We start from the raw sequence: 18,374 nt of genomic DNA, 5'->3' as shown, positions 1-18,374 counted from the left end.
AATTTGTAAACTATTATCGCTAAATAAATTTTTTTGATGATGCTGCTGCATGAAAAAAGGCTCATAGCCGTAGGAGCTTATGAGCCTCTCATATAATCATTGCTGATTAGGGAACATACTGTTTTTCTTGCTCCAGATCAGGACGCTCACCCTTTATTTCTAATCCTGGATACTCCTTTTTTAGTACTGCAATAGCCTCTTGCGCAAACTCCGGACTGATGGTAATTTTCAATCTCTCTGAATGTAATTGACCAATTGATTCTACAGAAAATTGCTTACCGTTTTCAAATGTATGCTTCTTTTTACTTTGATCGCCGCAAATTGCTACAAGTGCATGATATCCAAAAATCATATCGCCATTTTTCTCTAATGTTCCATCTCTCATAATTAAAGAACCATTACCTTGCAGTTCCACGGTTGTTTTATATTTCATGATTGCCTCACTATATGACCTACTTGAATATTATTTTAGCACTTTAAAAAATAAATTAGGCTTATTTTTCGGCAAAAGACTTTATTTTGGACAAAATATGAATTTAAGACGTTGATTTTTATTAAAAACTGATGAACAACAAAAAAATAGTGCTGAAAAATTTTGTTGCAAATAATTTCAGATAAGAACGGATAATGGTCAAGTAAATCAGGGTGAGATACAATATCTTATTGATTTGAATAAAAAATCTAAGAGTGAATATATCTATGGTGTATGTTAATAATCTAAGAAAAGGGCGTTCAGGTCTTCTTTTATGAGTGAAATTTTACACGCTAATACCAAGATCGAATTTGCAAATACTTTACGAGGTCTTGCAGCATTATTTGTTCTACTCTCTCATTTTTTAAGTACTTTTTGGTATAAGAGGGACTCTATTGCTTATCTGATTCATGCACCCTTACTCTCTCCCGAAACACATGCAACCCCGTTTTATGTAGTATGGCTTAACCTGTTTCCGCTATTTGATTGGGGAGCTTATGGAGTAGGTTTATTTTTTATTATCAGTGGTTTTGTTATTCCTTTTTCACTCCAAAGAGCAAATAGCGTAGGTTTTTGCGTCAATCGTTTCTTTCGTATTATTCCGACCTACGTAATAGGATTTAGTATTACTTTATTCGCTCTTTTTTTATGCGGAAAATATTTTTTATCGGTTTGGCCTTATTCCTTTCAGGAAGTATTAATACACTATATTCCTGGAGCTCGAGATATTCTTGAGTCAAGAAATATAGATATAATTATATGGACTCTTGAAGTAGAAATGAAATTTTATCTTATTGTAGCTTTATCAATGAATTGGTTTCGCAATGACTCACTCAAGGTTTTTTTTATTCCCGCAGTTTTATTTCTAGTTAGTTGTTACATGTCGCACATGCTCCCCATGTGGGCGATAAAAAATTTACCTGCCTTTATCAGAGCAGAAATTTATATGATGTCATCGCCATATATTATTTTTATGTTTATTGGTGTAACGTTCCACTATTTATACTGCCATAAAATTGCAACCGATACAGGATATTTTTTAATAGGCATTTTTTTTATCAGCTTTTGCATTGCATGGTGGGTTGGACCTTATTCAGAAAACTTGATATTGGCTTGGAGTTACGCTTTTTCTTTACTGACTTTTATGTTTGCCTACACATTTCCTCATTTTTTTAAAGCAAATCCCATAGTTAATTTTTTAGCTGATATTAGTTATCCTTTGTATGTCGTGCATAGTATTGCAGGATATGTTGCTCTTCGGGTGATGCTCGATATGAATTTTAAAATTTCGACTGCACTTGCTTTGGTTTGTATTGGCTCTCTATTGTTGTCTTGGCTTCTACATGTATTTATTGAGCGGCCTACACAGAAGTTGGGACGAAAATATGCTACAAAACGAACTACGCATTCTTTAAAGTTATTGCGCTTAAAACAATCATGAGAATTAACCTAGGAATTTTATGCCAGCTTACGAAACCATTTTAAGCAAACAAGAGAAAAAATGGCTTTTAGACCGACGCGTCACAAGACTCTCTGACGATAAAGAGGTTCAAATATATCCCATGGGAGCTGAGCGTTATTTATCATCCGCTTTGGCTGAGCACCAAAAAAATCGATATGATATTCGAGCCGATATTGAAGGAAAAAATGTCTTGATCATTCCTGGATATGGGAACAGTAGTTTTTTATTTGCATTAGCTGGTGCAAAATCAATTACTGCCTATGACAAAGATCCCATTACGGTTGCCTGGATGAAAGCATTTAAAAAGTATTACCTTTATCGTGAATACGATGCCCAAGGAAATCCATTGCCATCAATTGGTGAATTATTTGCTGCACTTACATGCTGGTATCCACCGCTTGTGACTCTATCTAGCGGAAAATTGGCTCATTTTTTGTTCTGGGTCATTCATCCTAATTCATTAAGACGTGCTTATATCCATTACATGGTGTCGCTGGTTCAACGTGCTATTCAATCTAAAACCCAAAGTAATTTTGAATTGGATAAAAACATCCAGTTTCATGTGGGCACTGTAGATAATATACTTATGAGTGATAAAAAGCAGACTTTTGACACTGCTTTTGTTCCTTATCTTTTAGGTGTTGAAAATGGGATAGAAAAAGAAAAAGATATAGGTCACTTTATGGAACAATTAGTCAAAATTGTTCCTGATGGACATATACTGGTTACCCCGTCTAGAGATATTAAAGAGCATTACATTATGGGGAAAAGTTATTTTGTAACAACAGGCTATCCAGATATTCAAGCAATTCCTGAATTAAAAAAGTATGTTATTGGAGAGGATAAACACTGGTTTCGTACTCAAGGCTTGGCATTATTTGGCCCCCCCCGCTAATTTTGACTTCCCCATCCTCGATAAGGAGCGTGTCTGGAGGATTCTTGACGTGCTCCGAGCTATTGCGCAAAAACATAATAGTAGTGTCGCTGGGATTTCATTAGCATGGTTGCTCACATGACCTGCTGTAACCTCTGTAATTATTGGTGCCAAACGCATAGAACAATTAGAAGATAATTTAGCAGCCCTGACATTAAAATTATCTGCGGATGAAATAAAAGAGTTAGATGAAGTAAGTGCCTTACCTCCTGAATATCCAGGTTGGATGCTTCCTTTCCAAGCTTTAGATCGATTGGACCCATCAGTACATCGTTTTGATGAATTCAATAAAAAATAATTCCAGTGTTCAGAGTTCTAACAGTAGGGCTCCAAAAATAAATCTATTTTGAGGATAAAAATGTCCCCAAAAAGGATCTTTTTAAATTTTCTTATTTTTTTGTGTACATCTGCAGCGATCTTATTTCATTTAGTAAAAACTTGATGTTGTGGTATCAAGAACAAATCATTTGATATTGAAGAAATGAGGCAGCTTGCAAAGCCACCAGAATATTCTAAATAAGCTATCTTTTTAGAAGATAGGGCATTTGCAGACAATTAAGTAATAGCTGATATAAAAATAGTATTTTAGATCATGCCGATTTTATTGGCATGATTCCTAGACCTGCTGTAAGCGCGAAAATCTGAAGCAATTTGATTAACTACTGCAACTTCATTTGATGATCATCAGGAACTTCACTATCTCTTAAATTATTAAGCACTGTTTTCATTAGGCCTACTTGATGATACGTTGTATCAATTGATAATGGATTCACCACATTCCAGTTTCCTGCAAGCAAGTTGCTAAAATCTAATGTACAAAGGAGATAAAGGCAATTAAGTAATGAACTAATTACGTCTTTCGCGCCGCTCTGTTTTTGCAACTCTACTGTGGTATTTGCGTCTGATAGTATGGCTTTACATGATTCTGCAAACGTTTCTCTTGTAATCTGAGAGTCTTTGGCAAGATAATTTTCTTTCTCTATCTTCAACTTTTTATGAAGTGTGTATAATTCGTCACTTAATGGTTTATCTTTCTGTTCCAGATCTTGGGCTTCTTCAAATAGCTGTTGTAAATAAGCGTTAAATCCTACTATATCTAAGAGATCATTTCTTAAAATGCGCTCACTTTTTATTGAGTGAAAATTAGAATCAATTAAAGATAGCCAATGGACGTTAGCTGAATTATTTAAAATCATATCAGGGGTCTCATCCACGTTTTCGTCATTCTCAGGAGGTTGGCCATCGTGATAAACCTTTAAGGTTATAGGGGTATCATAGCGAATTTCCACACGACCTACTTCATCAATAGGCACTCGTACCTCGTGTTGAAGACTACAGTGCATTAAGAAAAGGGTTTCTTCTGTTCCCCACCTGTAATTAGTATTTAAATGGTCAATATAGGCATGAAGATTTCTTGAGCCATTTTGCGTAAAGAACGCCACAGTCATCTCACCTATCACCTCTTCTAGATGTTGTTTTGCAAGACGGATATATGTTCCAAATTCATCAAAATTTTCAGGTCGTGGATTCCCAGAAAGCCATGCATTAAAGACCTCAATAATAGTTCCGTAGTTTTCGACCATAAAACGCTCCATTTCATCACACATATGTGGTTGCTTTTTCTTACTTGGTCTTTTTTCCGCTTCCAGATCTTTTTCTACTTCATCCAGGCCTTTTTCTACTTCATCCAGGCCTTTTTCTACTTCATCCAGGCCTTTTTCTACTTCATCCAGGCCTTTTTCTACTTCATCCAGGCCTTTTTCTACTTCATCGTTTTCATCTACACCCACATTTTTGACCGTAAATATTTCTGCCTCTGTATAATCTTCATCATCAAAATTATTTGATTGAAACAGCAAATAAGCAGAAGGATGGTTGTTTTGCTCAAGCATTTTTTTGAAGAGATAGATCATCGCATAATTAGTTGCAGCAAATAACGATGAACCTTTTGGATTATCTTCAAAATTTCGCAAAGTCGAATTTGCAGCAAATTGCCTTAATGCAGGGCCAAGTATGGGCTCAATTATTCTTTTTATATGAGCGGATGTAAAAGGCTTATTTTTTTCACTTTCCAATAAATAAAAAAGTTTTGCTTTTTCTTCAGCACCTAGGTTCCGTGAACCAATTTTCTAGCGCATCCATATAAGCGCTCCGGCCAAATGTAAGAACCCGGAAAAAGCGGTCGTTGTTTTATCAAAACGAGAAAAAACACGCCGAAAGTGTTTGATTTTGGAGAAAAAAGCTTCAACTAAAAACCGCTCTTTGTACTGCTCTTTATCGATTTTTCTTGGGTTCTTCGCATTCTTTTTTGACGGAATGGTTGCAATACAGCCTTGACTCTCCAGTGTGTCAACAAGTGCCTGTGAATCATATCCTTTATCTGCAAGAACTATCGTGTCACGCTGCTCCTTCAATAGCTCTGCTGCTTGAGTAATATCGTTTCGATGTCCCCCGGTCAGGATAAACTTAATCGGATTCCCCAGTCCATCCACCAAAGCGTGAATTTTAGTGGTAAAACCTCCTTTACTGCGCCCCAATGCCTGAGCATCATTCCCTTCCTTGTCGTAACCAGATGCACACGCATGCGCGCGCACTATGGTGGCATCAATCATGACGGCTTGATCATCAACATCGCTAACTGAAGACATTAAGCCAGTCCAAATGCCGCGATCTGACCACATTTTATATCGCTTGTGAATTTTACGCCAATGTCCGTAATAGGGCGGGAGCAGGCGCCATTGACAGCCTGTACGTAATACATACCAGACTCCTTCCACAAAGCATCTTGTCTTCTCATTATTCTTAATGTGCAATCCTTTTACTCCTTGCAGAAAAGAATAAATTGTATCCCAGACTCGTTCTGATATATTATTATACATGTAGGCAGTTCCATTAGTGTTGTTAACGATCGCAATCGAATTTCACTATAAAAACTGCCTACTTTTCAAGTAATTAAAAAAATTGGTTCACGGAACCTAATCCCAGCCTGGTAAATATTTTATCCGCTGTTTCTCTATTTCCATTTTTACGCAAATAATACATCAGCGATATACCATAAGCATAATACAGGCAGTTTCCATCGCTGCTGTTATCCACAGTGTTAAATTGAGCTCGGGACATAAATTTAGCTTGAGACATAATAAATACTTCTCGTTATCTATATGCTTAAGTATAAAATGATAACATAATAAGTGTTATCAACATGAGCATTTTATATAATTATTCATCTTTATTTAACATATTAGAATTAAATAAGAACTTATTGATTAATTATACATCAATCTCTGGAAATAGGGAATCCTTTAAGAAGCGTCTTATGAATGGCTCCGATGTTCTATAATATTTTGTTGCATAAAGAAATTAATTTATTTGATGTATAAGACAAGGATTACTTCAGTTTTTCATTCTTTTTTCCCGTATTACATGTTTTGCCATTAACAACATATGTTGTCCTAATTTTCTTTTTCTAACTTTTATGCCATAAATTAAAACGAAGCGAGCAATTTAACCAAAACATGATCTCCTTACAGTTACGGTTTTATGAAGAGTTAAATGATTTTATTCCTCCAGAGAGGCGCAAAGTGTGCTTTGTTCATAGCGTAGCTCAAAAAACTTCAATTAAGGACTTAATCGAATCTCTTGGGGTTCCACATACTGAAATTGAAGTAATCTTAGTTAATGGAAAATCCGTTGATTTTAACTACTTGGTTCAAGACCAGGATTATATTTCCGTATATCCGGTTTTCGAAACCTTTGATGTGAGTGAATTGATTCGACTTCGACCACAGGCTTTAAGAACGTCTCGCTTTATTCTCGATGTGCATCTTGGAAAACTTGCTCGTTATTTGCGTTTACTTGGATTTGATGTGGTTTATGAAAACAATTTAACTGATGAAATCATAATCCAGCGGAGTAAAAAAGAACACCGAATTGTGTTAACACGGGATATAGGTATTTTGAAAAATAAAAGCATCACCCATGGTCACTGGATGCACAATACCAATCCAGAAAAACAAGTGGAAGAGGTTTTAATGCGATTCCAGTTAAGCAACCAGTGCAAACCATTTACTCGTTGTCTCACGTGTAATGGGTTACTAAAAAAAGTTGATCAATCAAAAATTATTAAGGATGTTCCTAAATTAGCAAAAAAATACTATTCAACTTTTATGCAGTGTCAAGCCTGTAAAAAAATTTATTGGGAAGGCTCACACTATATTAAATTAAAAAATTGGATTATAAAAATTTTGCATCATTGAGAAAATGAACAATTTACACATCAATTAAGAATGCAACGTGTCAGTTTTTTTGTACTTCGACTCCCCTCTATACATGTCTTGAACCCTTACTTACGCGCCAAATATTATCTCTTTGGTTGCAATTTAATCAGCCCTTAATAAATTTCGTTTAGAATGGGACGCACTGAGGAATCTTTTCCAGGAGGTTTAATAAAAAATAGTGATATAACATTATGTTTAGAAATATTTCATTTTTCGGATTTGGAAAAAAATCAGCTTTTAGCACGCCTTCAATTTATAGCGATTACAAATTATTAACAGAGATTGATGTACCCGCAACTGGTGTAGTATGGCATCGAATTCATGGGGAAGCCCCGGAGGTAGTTGGCAAAGAAGGTTTTGGTGGTAGAGAAGATTTCCCTACAGATAATTTAAAATCTTATATAGCATTCAATACAGCATTCGGTGGATTTGGTGGAACAGTCAGCGCTGACAAAGCCATTGAGTTTGCTAAAAAAGGGGCGAATAATTCAAAAAATTATCTTTATTCTTCTGTAAATCCTAATGTAAAAATTAGCATACCAGCCTTTATTCGAGAAACAACGGATGAACTTTCAGAGTCAGCTACTGCTTCAAAAATAAATGAAATGGAAGTTATGGTACTAAAAGATGTAGCTCCAGAATTCATTTTTTATGCTACCGATGATCTTGAAAAATTTGCTCGAGGTGAAGAAGTAGAAAACTTAATGCATCGTATTAATCCCGAACTACCCCGCACCTATAAAAGCAGCGATGTAGTTACACCTTCATCTATCTTATTGCACTTGGCAAAAACTGGATGCACGACCATTATTGCAGAGGGGATAAAGAAGCAAGTATTTAATATGAAGGAAATGTTGCAACTTGCGAAACAGCCAGAATATGCTGCATTATCTGAGTACTTAGAAGATGAATCACTTACAGAACACTTTGGCACATTACAAGCAAGCACTATGTAATTAATAAACCTGACTATAATCTGCTACGGCAGTCACACTAGAGAACTTGATGTTTACGAAAGCTGTCGAGAAAATGGATTTAGATAAATAAAAATGCTTTCGTTAAACATACGTTTTGATAATTAGTAGAAAATCATGAAAAAAACAGTTGAAGTTCTTCCTTATGACCCTCTATGGCCTGAGCTGTTTATAGCTGAGGCTCATCAAATAAAGCAAGCACTAGGTGCAAATTGCATTGAAATCCACCATATTGGTTCTACTTCGGTACCAGGATTAAGTGCAAAACCTATTATTGATATTCTTCCTGTTGTTGAGAATATTTTACTGGTAGATAAAGCATTAGAATCTATGGAAAAAATTGGATATGCAACAATGGGTGAGTATGGCATTCCTTTTCGTCGTTATTTTCAAAAAGGGGCAACCAAAAGAACTCACAATGTTCATGTTTTTGAAAAGGGAAACTCGGAAATTGAAAGGCATTTGTATTTCCGTGATTGGATGAGATCTCATCCCCATGATCGCGATGCTTATGCCACCCTGAAAATAGCTTTGGCAAAACAGTTTCCTAATGATATTAATTCCTATTGCCTGGGGAAAGAGGAGTTTATTTCCAATATTGATGTTAAAACTGGTTTTACCAAACTTCGTATTGTCAAAGCCTTAACAAACCGCGAATGGCAATCGGCACGTACTTTTCGGCAAAAGTATTTCTTTGATAAAGTACCCATTTCAGATCCCTATACATGGACGTTCGAGCATAAAGACCATATACATTTTATTCTTTACCAAGGAGCGGAGCGGGTTGGCTATGCCCATATTCAATTATGGCCAAATCAAAGAGCAGCACTTAGAATTTTTGTTATTGATGAAGCATGTCGTAATAAAGGTTTAGGCGGGTATTTTTTGAATATCATTGAAAAGTGGTTAAAAAATACAGGAGTTCTCCAGCTACACATCCAATCCTCGCCAGAAGCCTTAAATTTTTATCTTCATTATCAGTATGTCAATATACCTTTTGATGATCCTGATCGTCATGAACGTGATCCACGAGATATTGAGCTTGGTAAGATGTTACGATTATCAAATTGATAACAATAAAAAATGCAAAAAATTATCATGAATCCCTATTCATTGCTAAACTAAATAAATAACAAATCACTTAAACGCAAATAGCATGATAAATCATCAAATTGAAACATTTTTCCAATCAAAAGCTTTTGCTGTAATTGGCGCATCATCGAATCGAGAAAAATATGGAAATAAAGTTTTGCGATGTTATATGGCGAATGGTAAAAAAGTTTATCCTGTAAACCCTAAAGAAGATTCAATTGAAGGAATAAAGGTAATACATTCAGTAAGTGAATTGCCAAATGATATTGAAAGTATTTCTATTATAACCCCGCCTGCTGTTACTGAAAAAATCGTTGAAGAAGCGATTAAAAAAGGAGTTAAGAATATTTGGATGCAACCCGGAGCAGAGAGCAACTCAGCCATTCAGAACTGCAAACAGCATAAAATCAATATCATCGCTGAAGGGCCTTGTATTTTAGTCGTTTTAAATTATACAGAGCACTAGAATTTGTTCGATCATTCAATTTATATTTAAAGAAATCGTTTGGTCATTTTATGGATAATCATTTAAAGGCTGTAGTTATGAGGGACAAATATGTACATGTGGCTTGAACTCTTAGTAATGTTGATTCTTATCTTAATCTCAGCACAATTATTTTCTAATGCGCTAGAGCATTTTGGTGAAAGATTGGATATTTCAGCCGGTGTCACGGGCTCAATATTCGCAGCTGTATCTACCGCACTTCCAGAAACTACGGTACCAATCTTGGCAATAATTGCTGGAACCGCCGATCGACAAGTTAATGAAGAAATTAGTGTAGGAGCAATTTTAGGCGCTCCCTTAATGTTATCCACTTTGTCAACCTTTATTATGGCTTCTTCAGTAATTAAAAAGCGAGGGATTAATGGATGGATCACTCCAGAAATTACCGGCTTTAAACGGGATATGAATTTTTTCTTAATGGCATTCACACTTGCTGCTTTAGCAATGTTTCTCCCCTTAGAGCCAAATCACTCTATCCGTATTTTATTTTGCATCATACTTATTTTTCTATATTTTCTTTATATACTGCTAACGTTCAGTGCTTCTAAAGCTTTGGTAGAAAACGGCCATGCAGTAATAACAAATGAACCTTTATTGATAACCAAACTGGGCTTAAAAAACAATCTCAAAACAATTTTAATCCAATTAATTTTGGGTTTAATCCTATTGGTATTTAGTGCAAAGGGATTCATTCATGGAGTACAAGGAGCTGCAAACTTTATCGGTATACCTGTGTTGCTCTTATCCCTACTAATCATTCCCATTGCAACAGAATTACCCGAAAAAGTGAATAGCGTGATATGGGTAAGAAAAGGTCAAGATACTCTTGGTTTTGGCAATATCACCGGTGCAATGGTCTTTCAGGGCACTTTACTTCCTGCATTAGGAATACTTTTAACACCTTGGGCGCCATCTAGAATTGTACTCACCGGTATTCTAGTAACTTACATTGCTTCGGCATGGCTAAGGTTCAATATTTCAGTAGATGGAATTAAGATTAAGGCTCTGTTTTTTAATGGAATTTTTTACTTAACCTATCTAGGGATAGTGCTTTCATAAATATGCCATGCGATAAACTGAAATATGCTGCTGCACCACGTTTTTAATGGGTTGTAAGCTCGTCTAATAAACACAATAATAAGGGACTGATCCTAAATTCTTTGAGTAAACGGAGTGGATGCTTTATGAAATTTGATGTTGTTGTCCTTGGAGGGGGAATTATTGGAGTATCCGTTGCAATTCATTTGCAAAGGCGAGGGCGGTCAGTAGCATTAGTCGATGCGAAGTCCCCAGGAAGTGAAACCTCATATGGCAATGCAGGGTTAATTCAGCGTGAAGGGGTGTATCCTTATGCATTTCCAAGAGATATTTTCTCTTTAATTAAATATGCTTTAAATAGCTCTCCTGATGTCAGATATCACCCAAAAGCAATTTTGAGGCTTGCGCCGTTTCTATGGAAATACTGGGTTAATTCTCATTCATTACGTCATGCAGAGATTGCTCGTTCCTATGCAAATTTGATTCAACACAGTATAACGGAACATCATTTTCTAGCCGAGGCTGCAGGAGTAAAACACTTATTTCGTTCCGGCGGATGGCTCAAAGTATTCCGAACCGCAAAAAAGCAAGATATTGAAACACGATTTGCTGAAAAGTGTAAAACTGAGTACGGCATTCAGTTTGAAGCTCTTGACCCGAATTCATTAAGTCAAATGGAGCCCGATCTGGATAAATCATTACTGGGGGCTCTTCAATATGTCGATTCTGAAACGGTAAGTGATCCCGGAGCACTGGTTGCCGCCTATGCCAATTATTTTGAACATCTTGGGGGTCGCTTTTTTTTCGGAGATGCATTCTCTTTATCCAATCAATGGACAGTCAAAACGGAGCAGGGCCAGATCAAGGCGGATTCTGCCGTGGTTGCGTTAGGACCTTGGTCAGATATTTTATGCTCTCAACTAGGATATCACTTTCCGCTAGCAGTGAAACGTGGGTATCATATGCATTATGGTATAAGACAAAACACACAACTCAATCACCCAGTACTCGATGTTGAGAATGGATTCCTGTTGGCTCCAATGACTCGCGGAATTCGGCTTACTACCGGGGCGGAATTTGCACGGCTTGATTCACAGAAAACCCCAGTACAGCTTGATCTGGTAGAGCCTATTGCACGCACGCTTTTTCCAATTACCACACGACTTGATGAATATCCCTGGATGGGATGCAGACCCTGTACACCCGATATGCTTCCAATTATCGGACAAGCGCCTCGACATAAAGGGCTATGGTTCGCATTCGGACATGCACATCACGGTTTGACTCTCGGGCCAGTTACGGGACGTTTGCTCGCGGAAATGGTAACAGAAGGGGACTTAATCACCGACCCATTACCGTTTAGAGCAAACCGATTTACTTTGTGAGGAAGGTTTCAGAATGGCTCACGAAATCAAGGTATTAGATTACTCTAATACCTATTAAAAGTGTTCCTAATTTGAGGGATTAATTGCAGGGGAAGCAGTGGAGCCTGTTTTATAGACTTTTTCTACAGGAGACTTAAACATACTATTGGTTATTACGCTAATTTCAGTAGATTTGCGGCTCCCAGGCATAGTTTGAGTTAATCCATCCGCTTCTGGTGCGAGATCGTCTTCTGATGTGGATTCGAGCAGCTGTTTAAGATCATCCCGAGTAAAACCATCTATACCATATTTGTTCGTCTCACCTGCTATCCAACCCAATCTTTTTTGTGCTTTGACCAAACTTTCGAATTTGTATCTACTCACTGTCATATCCTCATTTTCAATTTTAACGCATAAATTACGCCCGGAGTTGTACAATAATTAACCCAACAATTGTGCAATTATCAATCTTAAACTCACATTAAATTACCGCGGCCTTTTTGAAAAACTATGGACTAATTCAAAAAATCAGGCCAAGATTTGGAAATTTAAGTAATATGATTAAGTACTTATGGCGTTACAACATCAATGTAGACCCTGGAGTTAGCGAGTGGGAGAGATAATGAGTGATCCAGTAAACATTATTACTGATTTTAAAGAAAATGAAGTTATTTCTAAAATCATTTATGGAAATTTAAAAAAATTTAATGAGTCGATCATCGGCGGTTATGAAGCAAAACCTTTTATTATCTACGCAAAAAACGATACCTCTGAAATTCTTGGGGGTATTAAAGGAGATGTATTTGGTACGTTATGTAGAGTATTTACCGTCTGGATCCACGAAAAACAGCGCCGTAAAGGACTAGGTCGAGAACTCTTTATGACACTCGATGATTTTGCAAAGGGAAACAATTGCAAAATGATCCAACTTGATACCGCGGAATTCCAAGCAAAAGGGTTTTATGAGAAACTGGGTTACCAAGTGATAGCCACATTGCCAGATAATTTTATGGGTTATACCAGCTATATTTTAAGGAAATATTTGACTCAGGCGAGGCAATGCTAAGAAATAATATTTTTAATAAAAACTTAAACTTAGATAATCTGGATTTGGAATATTTTCCTAATGGCTTAGCTAACTTCGACTTTTTAGAATGTATCAGTTTTTATAACAACCGATTGAAAGAGCTGCCTGCCGAGCTATGGTCAATAAAATCATTGCGGCATTTAAATGCATCAGCAAATGAGATCACCTTCATACCCAAAGAAATTGAACGTCTGGAAAATTTACATATTTTAGATATGAATGGGAATAAATTATCTGCCTTGCCCGAAAGCTTATATCAAATTCCATTATCCAAGTACTTATATATGGCAGATAATAGGTTTTCAGCGATTCCAGAAGTGGTTACCAAGTTAAATCAATTAAACTATTTAAATTTTTCGGGTAATAAAATAACACAATTACCTGAAAATATTGGCTGCTTGGAGAGTCTCATTGAGCTTCGAGTTTATCATAATTTAATTGGCGAGATCCCTTATTCGATAGGGCAGTGTAATCAACTGAGAGAACTGCATTGTATGAAAAACCAGATTAGAAGGCTTCCTGATGAAATGGGCAATTTATCAGAATTAAGAATTCTTGATTGTTCTGATAATCAGATTGAAAAAATTCCCGACAGACTGGGTTTATTAAAATCACTTAAGATTCTAAACTTCCGTAATAATCATTTAAATTCACTTGCTGATGAGATTGGCAGCTTATCTGATCTCCTTTATTTGGACTTAAGAAATAATAACTTGAAAGAACTTCCTATGAGTTTACTTAAGCTGAAGCAATTAGAAAAATTAGATTTAAGGTGTAATAAATATTTGAAATATCCAAACTGGTTAGTTGAATTGGAAAAAAATGGTTGCATCATTTTGCATTAGTTATGCCCCATAAAATCCTAACTCCAATAATCTGCCTACTGATTAATCTAAGTTGTCTTTTGAAGAAACTGAAAATATTCATTAAAGACATGGACAATTTGTTTCGGATTTTCAATCCAGGGAAAATGCCCAGCATCTTTAATAGCATGAAAAATAATATTTTTCCGGATAAATTTTCTTGAATTCATGAAAAATTTTAAGGGAATAATTCGATCGTGCTCTCCAGCAAGTATTAATGTAGGAATCTTTTGGGGCACCCATTTTGCCTTGTACGTTGAATCAAAATATTTTCCAGACCACTCACACGTCTTATAATTAAATGGCAGTGTTTCTAAAAGCGATATTCCTTTTTGCAAACCTTTTTTTGTAAATGAATAAGGAGCTGCCGCAATTGTTACTTGCTTTAAAAGGGAGTTACTTGGTTTTTTAGCATATTGTTCTTGTAATTCTTGGGCTTGGCTTATTGATTGCGTTTGAACATACTCCATGAATTCCTTTTGCCACGCTGCATCAGGGGCGGAGTCCATTAAAACCAACCCAACAATTTTTTTTTCAAGATTTGGTGTTGCCAATACATACATTCCACCAGTTGAATGTGCTACTAAAATGACATTATCTAATGTACTAACCACTTCATATAGCGCATCAGACCAATGCGAAAAATACTCCTCATCATTCGATGTTTTATTCGATCCGTCTCCTGGAAGATCAAGATGCCAAAGTGTTCCAGGTAGTTTTAAAATTTGAGTTAACATACCTAGTGATTCTGATCCTAAACCCGGTCCACCAGGAAGAAATAACCAATTAAAATGTGCACCTTCTGTTGACTTAATCAATTGTAGACGTGCGCTTAAACTGGTCCAAAGAGATGTTTTTATTTTGTTGGTCATTTCCAAGTAAACTTTTTTAAAATACAATAAGAAATATAATATAAGTTCTTTACACAGTGAATGCACGTTCAAAGTCAATCCAATAAAGAAAACATTTATGAGCATAAACATTGAGCAAATACTACCGGAGCAAGCTGCAACTTTATGTGAGCAAATTACAAAAGATTTACCTGAATACTTTGGTTTACCAGAATGCAATGAACACTATATTGAAGGAGTCTACTCGCATATTAACTTTGCTGCGAAAACTGATGATAAGTATGTAGGACTTCTTAGTCTTGATTTCCCATATCCCAATACCAGTTCGATTTATTGGATGGCAGTATTTTCTCAATGGCAGGGCAAAAATATAGGCTCAATGCTTATAAATAATGCAACCAGGTATGCCAAAAAGCAAAAAGCATCGACGATGACAGTTGAGACATTATCCCCCCAAGAATCAGATGAAAATTATCTTAAAACCTATCATTTTTATGAAAAGCAAGGATTTCAGCCTTTATTTAATCTCAAACCAGAGGGATATATTTGGAATATGGTCTATATGGTTAAGTATTTGTATTAAAGGATTGAATTGATATCTCCATAATTACATCATCAGCATGATTTTTCGAATTACGCCAAGCATGGATACAAATGGAAGAGAACAATTCCTTCAAGGATTGCAATGAATATAACTTATGATAAATTTGAAACACCTTAGGTGACTACAGTTACTTCCAAAGTACCTAATAAAAAAAAGATTTATTTAAAATGAGTAAAAAATGAAAATTGTCATTAAAGTCGGAACTCAAAGCATTTTATCAAGTGATGGAACGCCATTTGAACCTATCATGCTCCATTTAGTTGAACAGATTGTTGCGCTACAAAAAGCTAGCCATCAAGTTGTATTAGTAAGCTCAGGTGCGGTTGCTTCAGGTCGAAAAGTCGCAAGCCAATTTCTTGGCCGTCAGTATGGGAGTTCGATAGGAGAAAAACAAGTTCTAGCGTCATTGGGCCAATATGAACTGATGCATGTTTACGCATCGATGTTAAAAGAGCATAACATGCTTGCATCTCAACTGTTGCTTACGAAACAAGATTTTCAAACAAGGCAGCACTATTTGAATATTTCAAGATTACTTCATGAAATTCTAGGCAATAAGAAGATTGTCCCTATTATCAATGAGAATGATAGCGTAGCTATTGAAGAGCTAATGTTTACTGATAACGATGAGTTATCAGGCCTTATAGCCGCAATGATAAACGCTGATAAACTAATTATTTTGAGTAATGTTGAAGGTGTTTATACAAAGCATCCTAATGAAACGGGCTCCGAATTAATTTCAACTATTGATCCCAAAAGTACTTGGCCTGAAGTTTCTGCTATAAAAAGTCTTCATGGCCGAGGGGGAATGATTAGCAAACTTGGAACAGCCCGAAAAATGTCAAATCTTGGCATAACAACTCACATAGCCAGTATCAATCATTCTTCAGTAATTATGCGCATTCTCAATGATGAAGCTTTGGGAACAACCATTCTTCCCACTAAGAAAAGATCTAATATAAAAAGATGGATTGCTTATAGTGAAAAAAAGACAGGATCAATTACTATAAATTCCTGTTTAGTAAAAATTATAAAAGAAAACAAGCGAATTATAAGTATCTTACCCGTTGGGATAGAAAAATTTAGTGGCGAGTTTAAGCGAGGCGATCTTATAGAAATACTGACTCCAGATAATGAAAAAATAGGGATTGGCCTTGCAAAGTACGATGCGATTAAATTAAATGAATATTTAGGTCACTCATCAAAACCGGAATTTATTCATTATGATCATTTACATATTTTTTAAGGTATTTTCATGATTGAAGAAATCACTAACCAGCTTAATGCAACTAAAAAAGCCAGTTATAGCTTAAGATTTATTGGTGAAGAAAAACAGAACAAAATATTATTAGAGCTTGCTCATCGATTACGAAATTCTGTCAATAAAATAATTGATGAAAATAAAAAAGACTTGGAATTGATTCGTGAAGAAGATCCTAAGTACGATCGCTTGCTCTTATCTAAAGAACGAATTGAAACGATGGCTGCTGACATTGCAACAGTAGCTTCTTTACCCCATTCAATGACAAAGATTTTGGATCAAAAAAAACTTCCTAATGGCTTAGTCATTCAAAAAGTTTCTGTTCCATTAGGGGTTGTTGCTATTATTTATGAATCACGACCTAATGTAACCATCGATGCTTTTGCTTTATGCTTTAAAACAGGTAATGCGTGTGTTTTGAAAGGTGGAAAAGAAGCCTATCATACTAATCTATTTTTAGTTTCATTGATACACCAAGTCCTGCATGATCATGGTCTCAATGAAGCACTTGTTTATTTATTACCCTTAGAGCGAGAAGCGACTCATATTCTTTTGAAAGCCAATGACTTCGTGGATGTTTGTATTCCAAGGGGAAGTCAGTCATTAATAAATTTTGTACGTGAAAATGCAAGAATACCTTTTATTGAAACAGGTGCTGGTATTGTCCATATTTATTTCGATCAGAGTGGCGATATAGAGAAAGGTCGTTTAATCATTGATAATGCAAAAACAAGAAGAGTTAGTGTTTGCAATGCTCTCGATATATTGGTTATTCATAAAGATCGATTGGTTGATTTACCATTAATAGTAAAATCACTTAGTAACAAACAGGTTGAAATTTTTGCAGATAAGTTGAGTTATCAGGCAATTAAATCTTTTTATCCTGAAAAATTACTCCACAAAGCGACAGCTGATGATTTTGGTCGGGAATTTTTATCCTATAAAATGGCAATAAAAACAGTTGCGTCAGTAGAGGAGGCAGTTAATCATATTATTGATTACAGTTCAGGTCATAGCGAAGCGATTATTGCCGAAGATCAAGCCACTATTAGTTATTTTCTAGAACATATTGATGTTGCTGCTGTTTATGTCAATGCTTCGACGGCATTTACTGATGGTGGACAATTTGGAATGGGCGCTGAAATAGGAATTAGTACGCAAAAATTGCACGCTCGCGGACCTATGTCTTTAGACGCTTTAACAAGTTATAAATGGGTTGTCTTTGGTGAAGGTCATATCAGATCTTAATTTATTGAAGTTTTGAATCAATAATAAGATTTGATTTTTGTAATATCAGCGGGAATCTTTGATATAAACCCCTTAAGTCTGATTATCAAAATAATCAGACTTAACTCCATTTGGCCCGCTAGGATAAATTTGTATGCACCCCTGATTCTATTTAATGACCCTTTATCCTTAGGATCTTAACCTTTCAGAAAAAATGATATCCTTCTTAGATACTCTAGTTCCCCTTCTTGTTAGTTTCAATGCTACTAGATAGTTCAAACCTCGATGAAAAAAAACAGAACCATCAAAAATCTCTATTAATTGAGTGTAAAAAATACTTTGAGGTTATTCATAGTTGACCAA

At 35.8% G+C, this 18,374-nt stretch carries 20 protein-coding genes; 14 read left to right on the top strand and 6 right to left on the bottom strand.

All coding sequences use genetic code 11. From position 1 onward, the window contains the following. Window positions 1–106 precede the first annotated feature (106 nt). Complete coding sequence (locus FOLKNPGA_RS09465; RefSeq protein WP_182349682.1) at window positions 107–433, bottom strand: hypothetical protein; 327 nt, start codon at window positions 431–433, stop codon at window positions 107–109. A 313-nt stretch (window positions 434–746) separates the two neighbouring features. On the opposite strand from FOLKNPGA_RS09465, the gene FOLKNPGA_RS09460 reads away from it, so the two are divergent. From FOLKNPGA_RS09460 to FOLKNPGA_RS18935, 3 genes are all read left to right on the top strand, one after another. Then, window positions 747–1,913 (top strand): acyltransferase, encoded by a 1,167-nt coding sequence (locus FOLKNPGA_RS09460; protein ID WP_182349681.1) that lies wholly within the window; start codon window positions 747–749, stop codon window positions 1,911–1,913. A 19-nt stretch (window positions 1,914–1,932) separates the two neighbouring features. Beyond that, complete coding sequence (locus FOLKNPGA_RS09455; protein ID WP_182349680.1) at window positions 1,933–2,829, top strand: ABC transporter permease; 897 nt, start codon at window positions 1,933–1,935, stop codon at window positions 2,827–2,829. Window positions 2,830–2,968: 139 nt separating this feature from the next. Next, window positions 2,969–3,166 (top strand): hypothetical protein, encoded by a 198-nt coding sequence (locus tag FOLKNPGA_RS18935; protein WP_255466085.1) that lies wholly within the window; start codon window positions 2,969–2,971, stop codon window positions 3,164–3,166. 361 nt (window positions 3,167–3,527) lie between these two features. Here the strand turns inward: FOLKNPGA_RS18935 and FOLKNPGA_RS09445 are convergent, their stop codons facing one another. The 3 genes from FOLKNPGA_RS09445 to FOLKNPGA_RS09435 all read right to left on the bottom strand — a co-directional run bounded on the left by FOLKNPGA_RS09445 (window position 3,528) and on the right by FOLKNPGA_RS09435 (window position 6,006). Beyond that, window positions 3,528–4,943 carry a hypothetical protein gene (locus FOLKNPGA_RS09445; RefSeq protein ID WP_182349679.1) on the bottom strand — a complete coding sequence of 472 codons (1,416 nt, stop codon included), beginning with the start codon at window positions 4,941–4,943 and terminating at the stop codon, window positions 3,528–3,530. 54 nt (window positions 4,944–4,997) lie between these two features. Continuing rightward, window positions 4,998–5,747 carry an IS5 family transposase gene (locus FOLKNPGA_RS09440; protein WP_058441825.1) on the bottom strand — a complete coding sequence of 250 codons (750 nt, stop codon included), beginning with the start codon at window positions 5,745–5,747 and terminating at the stop codon, window positions 4,998–5,000. Between the two features lie 73 nt (window positions 5,748–5,820). Further along, a complete protein-coding gene (locus FOLKNPGA_RS09435) occupies window positions 5,821–6,006 on the bottom strand; it encodes a hypothetical protein (protein WP_182349678.1) in 186 nt (61 codons plus the stop codon). 377 nt (window positions 6,007–6,383) lie between these two features. On the opposite strand from FOLKNPGA_RS09435, the gene FOLKNPGA_RS09430 reads away from it, so the two are divergent. The 6 genes from FOLKNPGA_RS09430 to FOLKNPGA_RS09405 all read left to right on the top strand — a co-directional run bounded on the left by FOLKNPGA_RS09430 (window position 6,384) and on the right by FOLKNPGA_RS09405 (window position 12,139). Then, on the top strand, window positions 6,384–7,124 hold the full coding sequence (locus FOLKNPGA_RS09430) for a Mut7-C RNAse domain-containing protein (protein WP_182349677.1): 741 nt from the start codon (window positions 6,384–6,386) through the stop codon (window positions 7,122–7,124). Between the two features lie 212 nt (window positions 7,125–7,336). Then, window positions 7,337–8,101 carry a hypothetical protein gene (locus tag FOLKNPGA_RS09425; RefSeq protein WP_182349676.1) on the top strand — a complete coding sequence of 255 codons (765 nt, stop codon included), beginning with the start codon at window positions 7,337–7,339 and terminating at the stop codon, window positions 8,099–8,101. Window positions 8,102–8,236: 135 nt separating this feature from the next. Further along, window positions 8,237–9,190, top strand: a complete 954-nt coding sequence (locus FOLKNPGA_RS09420; RefSeq protein WP_182349675.1) for a bifunctional GrpB family protein/GNAT family N-acetyltransferase — start codon at window positions 8,237–8,239, stop codon at window positions 9,188–9,190. A gap of 85 nt (window positions 9,191–9,275) precedes the next feature. After that, on the top strand, window positions 9,276–9,677 hold the full coding sequence (locus tag FOLKNPGA_RS09415) for a CoA-binding protein (RefSeq protein WP_182349674.1): 402 nt from the start codon (window positions 9,276–9,278) through the stop codon (window positions 9,675–9,677). A gap of 96 nt (window positions 9,678–9,773) precedes the next feature. Continuing rightward, complete coding sequence (locus tag FOLKNPGA_RS09410; RefSeq protein WP_182349673.1) at window positions 9,774–10,775, top strand: sodium:calcium antiporter; 1,002 nt, start codon at window positions 9,774–9,776, stop codon at window positions 10,773–10,775. Between the two features lie 125 nt (window positions 10,776–10,900). Further along, the gene (locus tag FOLKNPGA_RS09405) at window positions 10,901–12,139 is read left to right on the top strand and encodes an FAD-binding oxidoreductase (protein WP_182349672.1); all 1,239 of its coding nucleotides are present in this window, start codon (window positions 10,901–10,903) and stop codon (window positions 12,137–12,139) included. A gap of 66 nt (window positions 12,140–12,205) precedes the next feature. On the opposite strand, the gene FOLKNPGA_RS09400 is transcribed toward FOLKNPGA_RS09405, so the two are convergent. Further along, window positions 12,206–12,502 (bottom strand): hypothetical protein, encoded by a 297-nt coding sequence (locus tag FOLKNPGA_RS09400; RefSeq protein WP_182349671.1) that lies wholly within the window; start codon window positions 12,500–12,502, stop codon window positions 12,206–12,208. 238 nt (window positions 12,503–12,740) lie between these two features. On the opposite strand from FOLKNPGA_RS09400, the gene FOLKNPGA_RS09395 reads away from it, so the two are divergent. Both FOLKNPGA_RS09395 and FOLKNPGA_RS09390 read left to right on the top strand, forming a co-directional pair. Further along, a complete protein-coding gene (locus FOLKNPGA_RS09395) occupies window positions 12,741–13,184 on the top strand; it encodes an N-acetyltransferase (RefSeq protein WP_182349670.1) in 444 nt (147 codons plus the stop codon). Next, window positions 13,178–14,050: a leucine-rich repeat domain-containing protein gene (locus FOLKNPGA_RS09390; protein WP_182349669.1), complete on the top strand. Its 873-nt coding sequence runs from the start codon at window positions 13,178–13,180 to the stop codon at window positions 14,048–14,050. The genes FOLKNPGA_RS09395 and FOLKNPGA_RS09390 overlap by 7 nt, the downstream gene beginning before the upstream one ends. 47 nt (window positions 14,051–14,097) lie before the next feature. Here the strand turns inward: FOLKNPGA_RS09390 and FOLKNPGA_RS09385 are convergent, their stop codons facing one another. After that, entirely contained in the window at window positions 14,098–14,940 is an 843-nt protein-coding gene (locus tag FOLKNPGA_RS09385; RefSeq protein WP_255465946.1) for an alpha/beta fold hydrolase, read from the bottom strand. Window positions 14,941–15,037: 97 nt separating this feature from the next. Here FOLKNPGA_RS09385 and FOLKNPGA_RS09380 point away from each other — a divergent pair, with 97 nt between their 5' ends. The 3 genes from FOLKNPGA_RS09380 to FOLKNPGA_RS09370 all read left to right on the top strand — a co-directional run bounded on the left by FOLKNPGA_RS09380 (window position 15,038) and on the right by FOLKNPGA_RS09370 (window position 18,032). Further along, window positions 15,038–15,502 carry a GNAT family N-acetyltransferase gene (locus FOLKNPGA_RS09380; protein WP_182349668.1) on the top strand — a complete coding sequence of 155 codons (465 nt, stop codon included), beginning with the start codon at window positions 15,038–15,040 and terminating at the stop codon, window positions 15,500–15,502. A gap of 199 nt (window positions 15,503–15,701) precedes the next feature. Beyond that, window positions 15,702–16,769, top strand: a complete 1,068-nt coding sequence (gene proB / locus FOLKNPGA_RS09375; protein ID WP_182349667.1) for a glutamate 5-kinase — start codon at window positions 15,702–15,704, stop codon at window positions 16,767–16,769. 9 nt (window positions 16,770–16,778) lie between these two features. Continuing rightward, window positions 16,779–18,032, top strand: a complete 1,254-nt coding sequence (locus FOLKNPGA_RS09370; RefSeq protein ID WP_182349666.1) for a glutamate-5-semialdehyde dehydrogenase — start codon at window positions 16,779–16,781, stop codon at window positions 18,030–18,032. The last annotated feature ends 342 nt before the right edge of the window (window positions 18,033–18,374 follow it).

Source organism: Legionella sp. PC1000 (assembly GCF_014109805.1).
GTDB lineage: Bacteria > Pseudomonadota > Gammaproteobacteria > Legionellales > Legionellaceae > Legionella > Legionella resiliens.
Note: the sequence above shows the minus strand (reverse complement) of the source record. Positions and strands in the feature narration are given on the sequence as shown.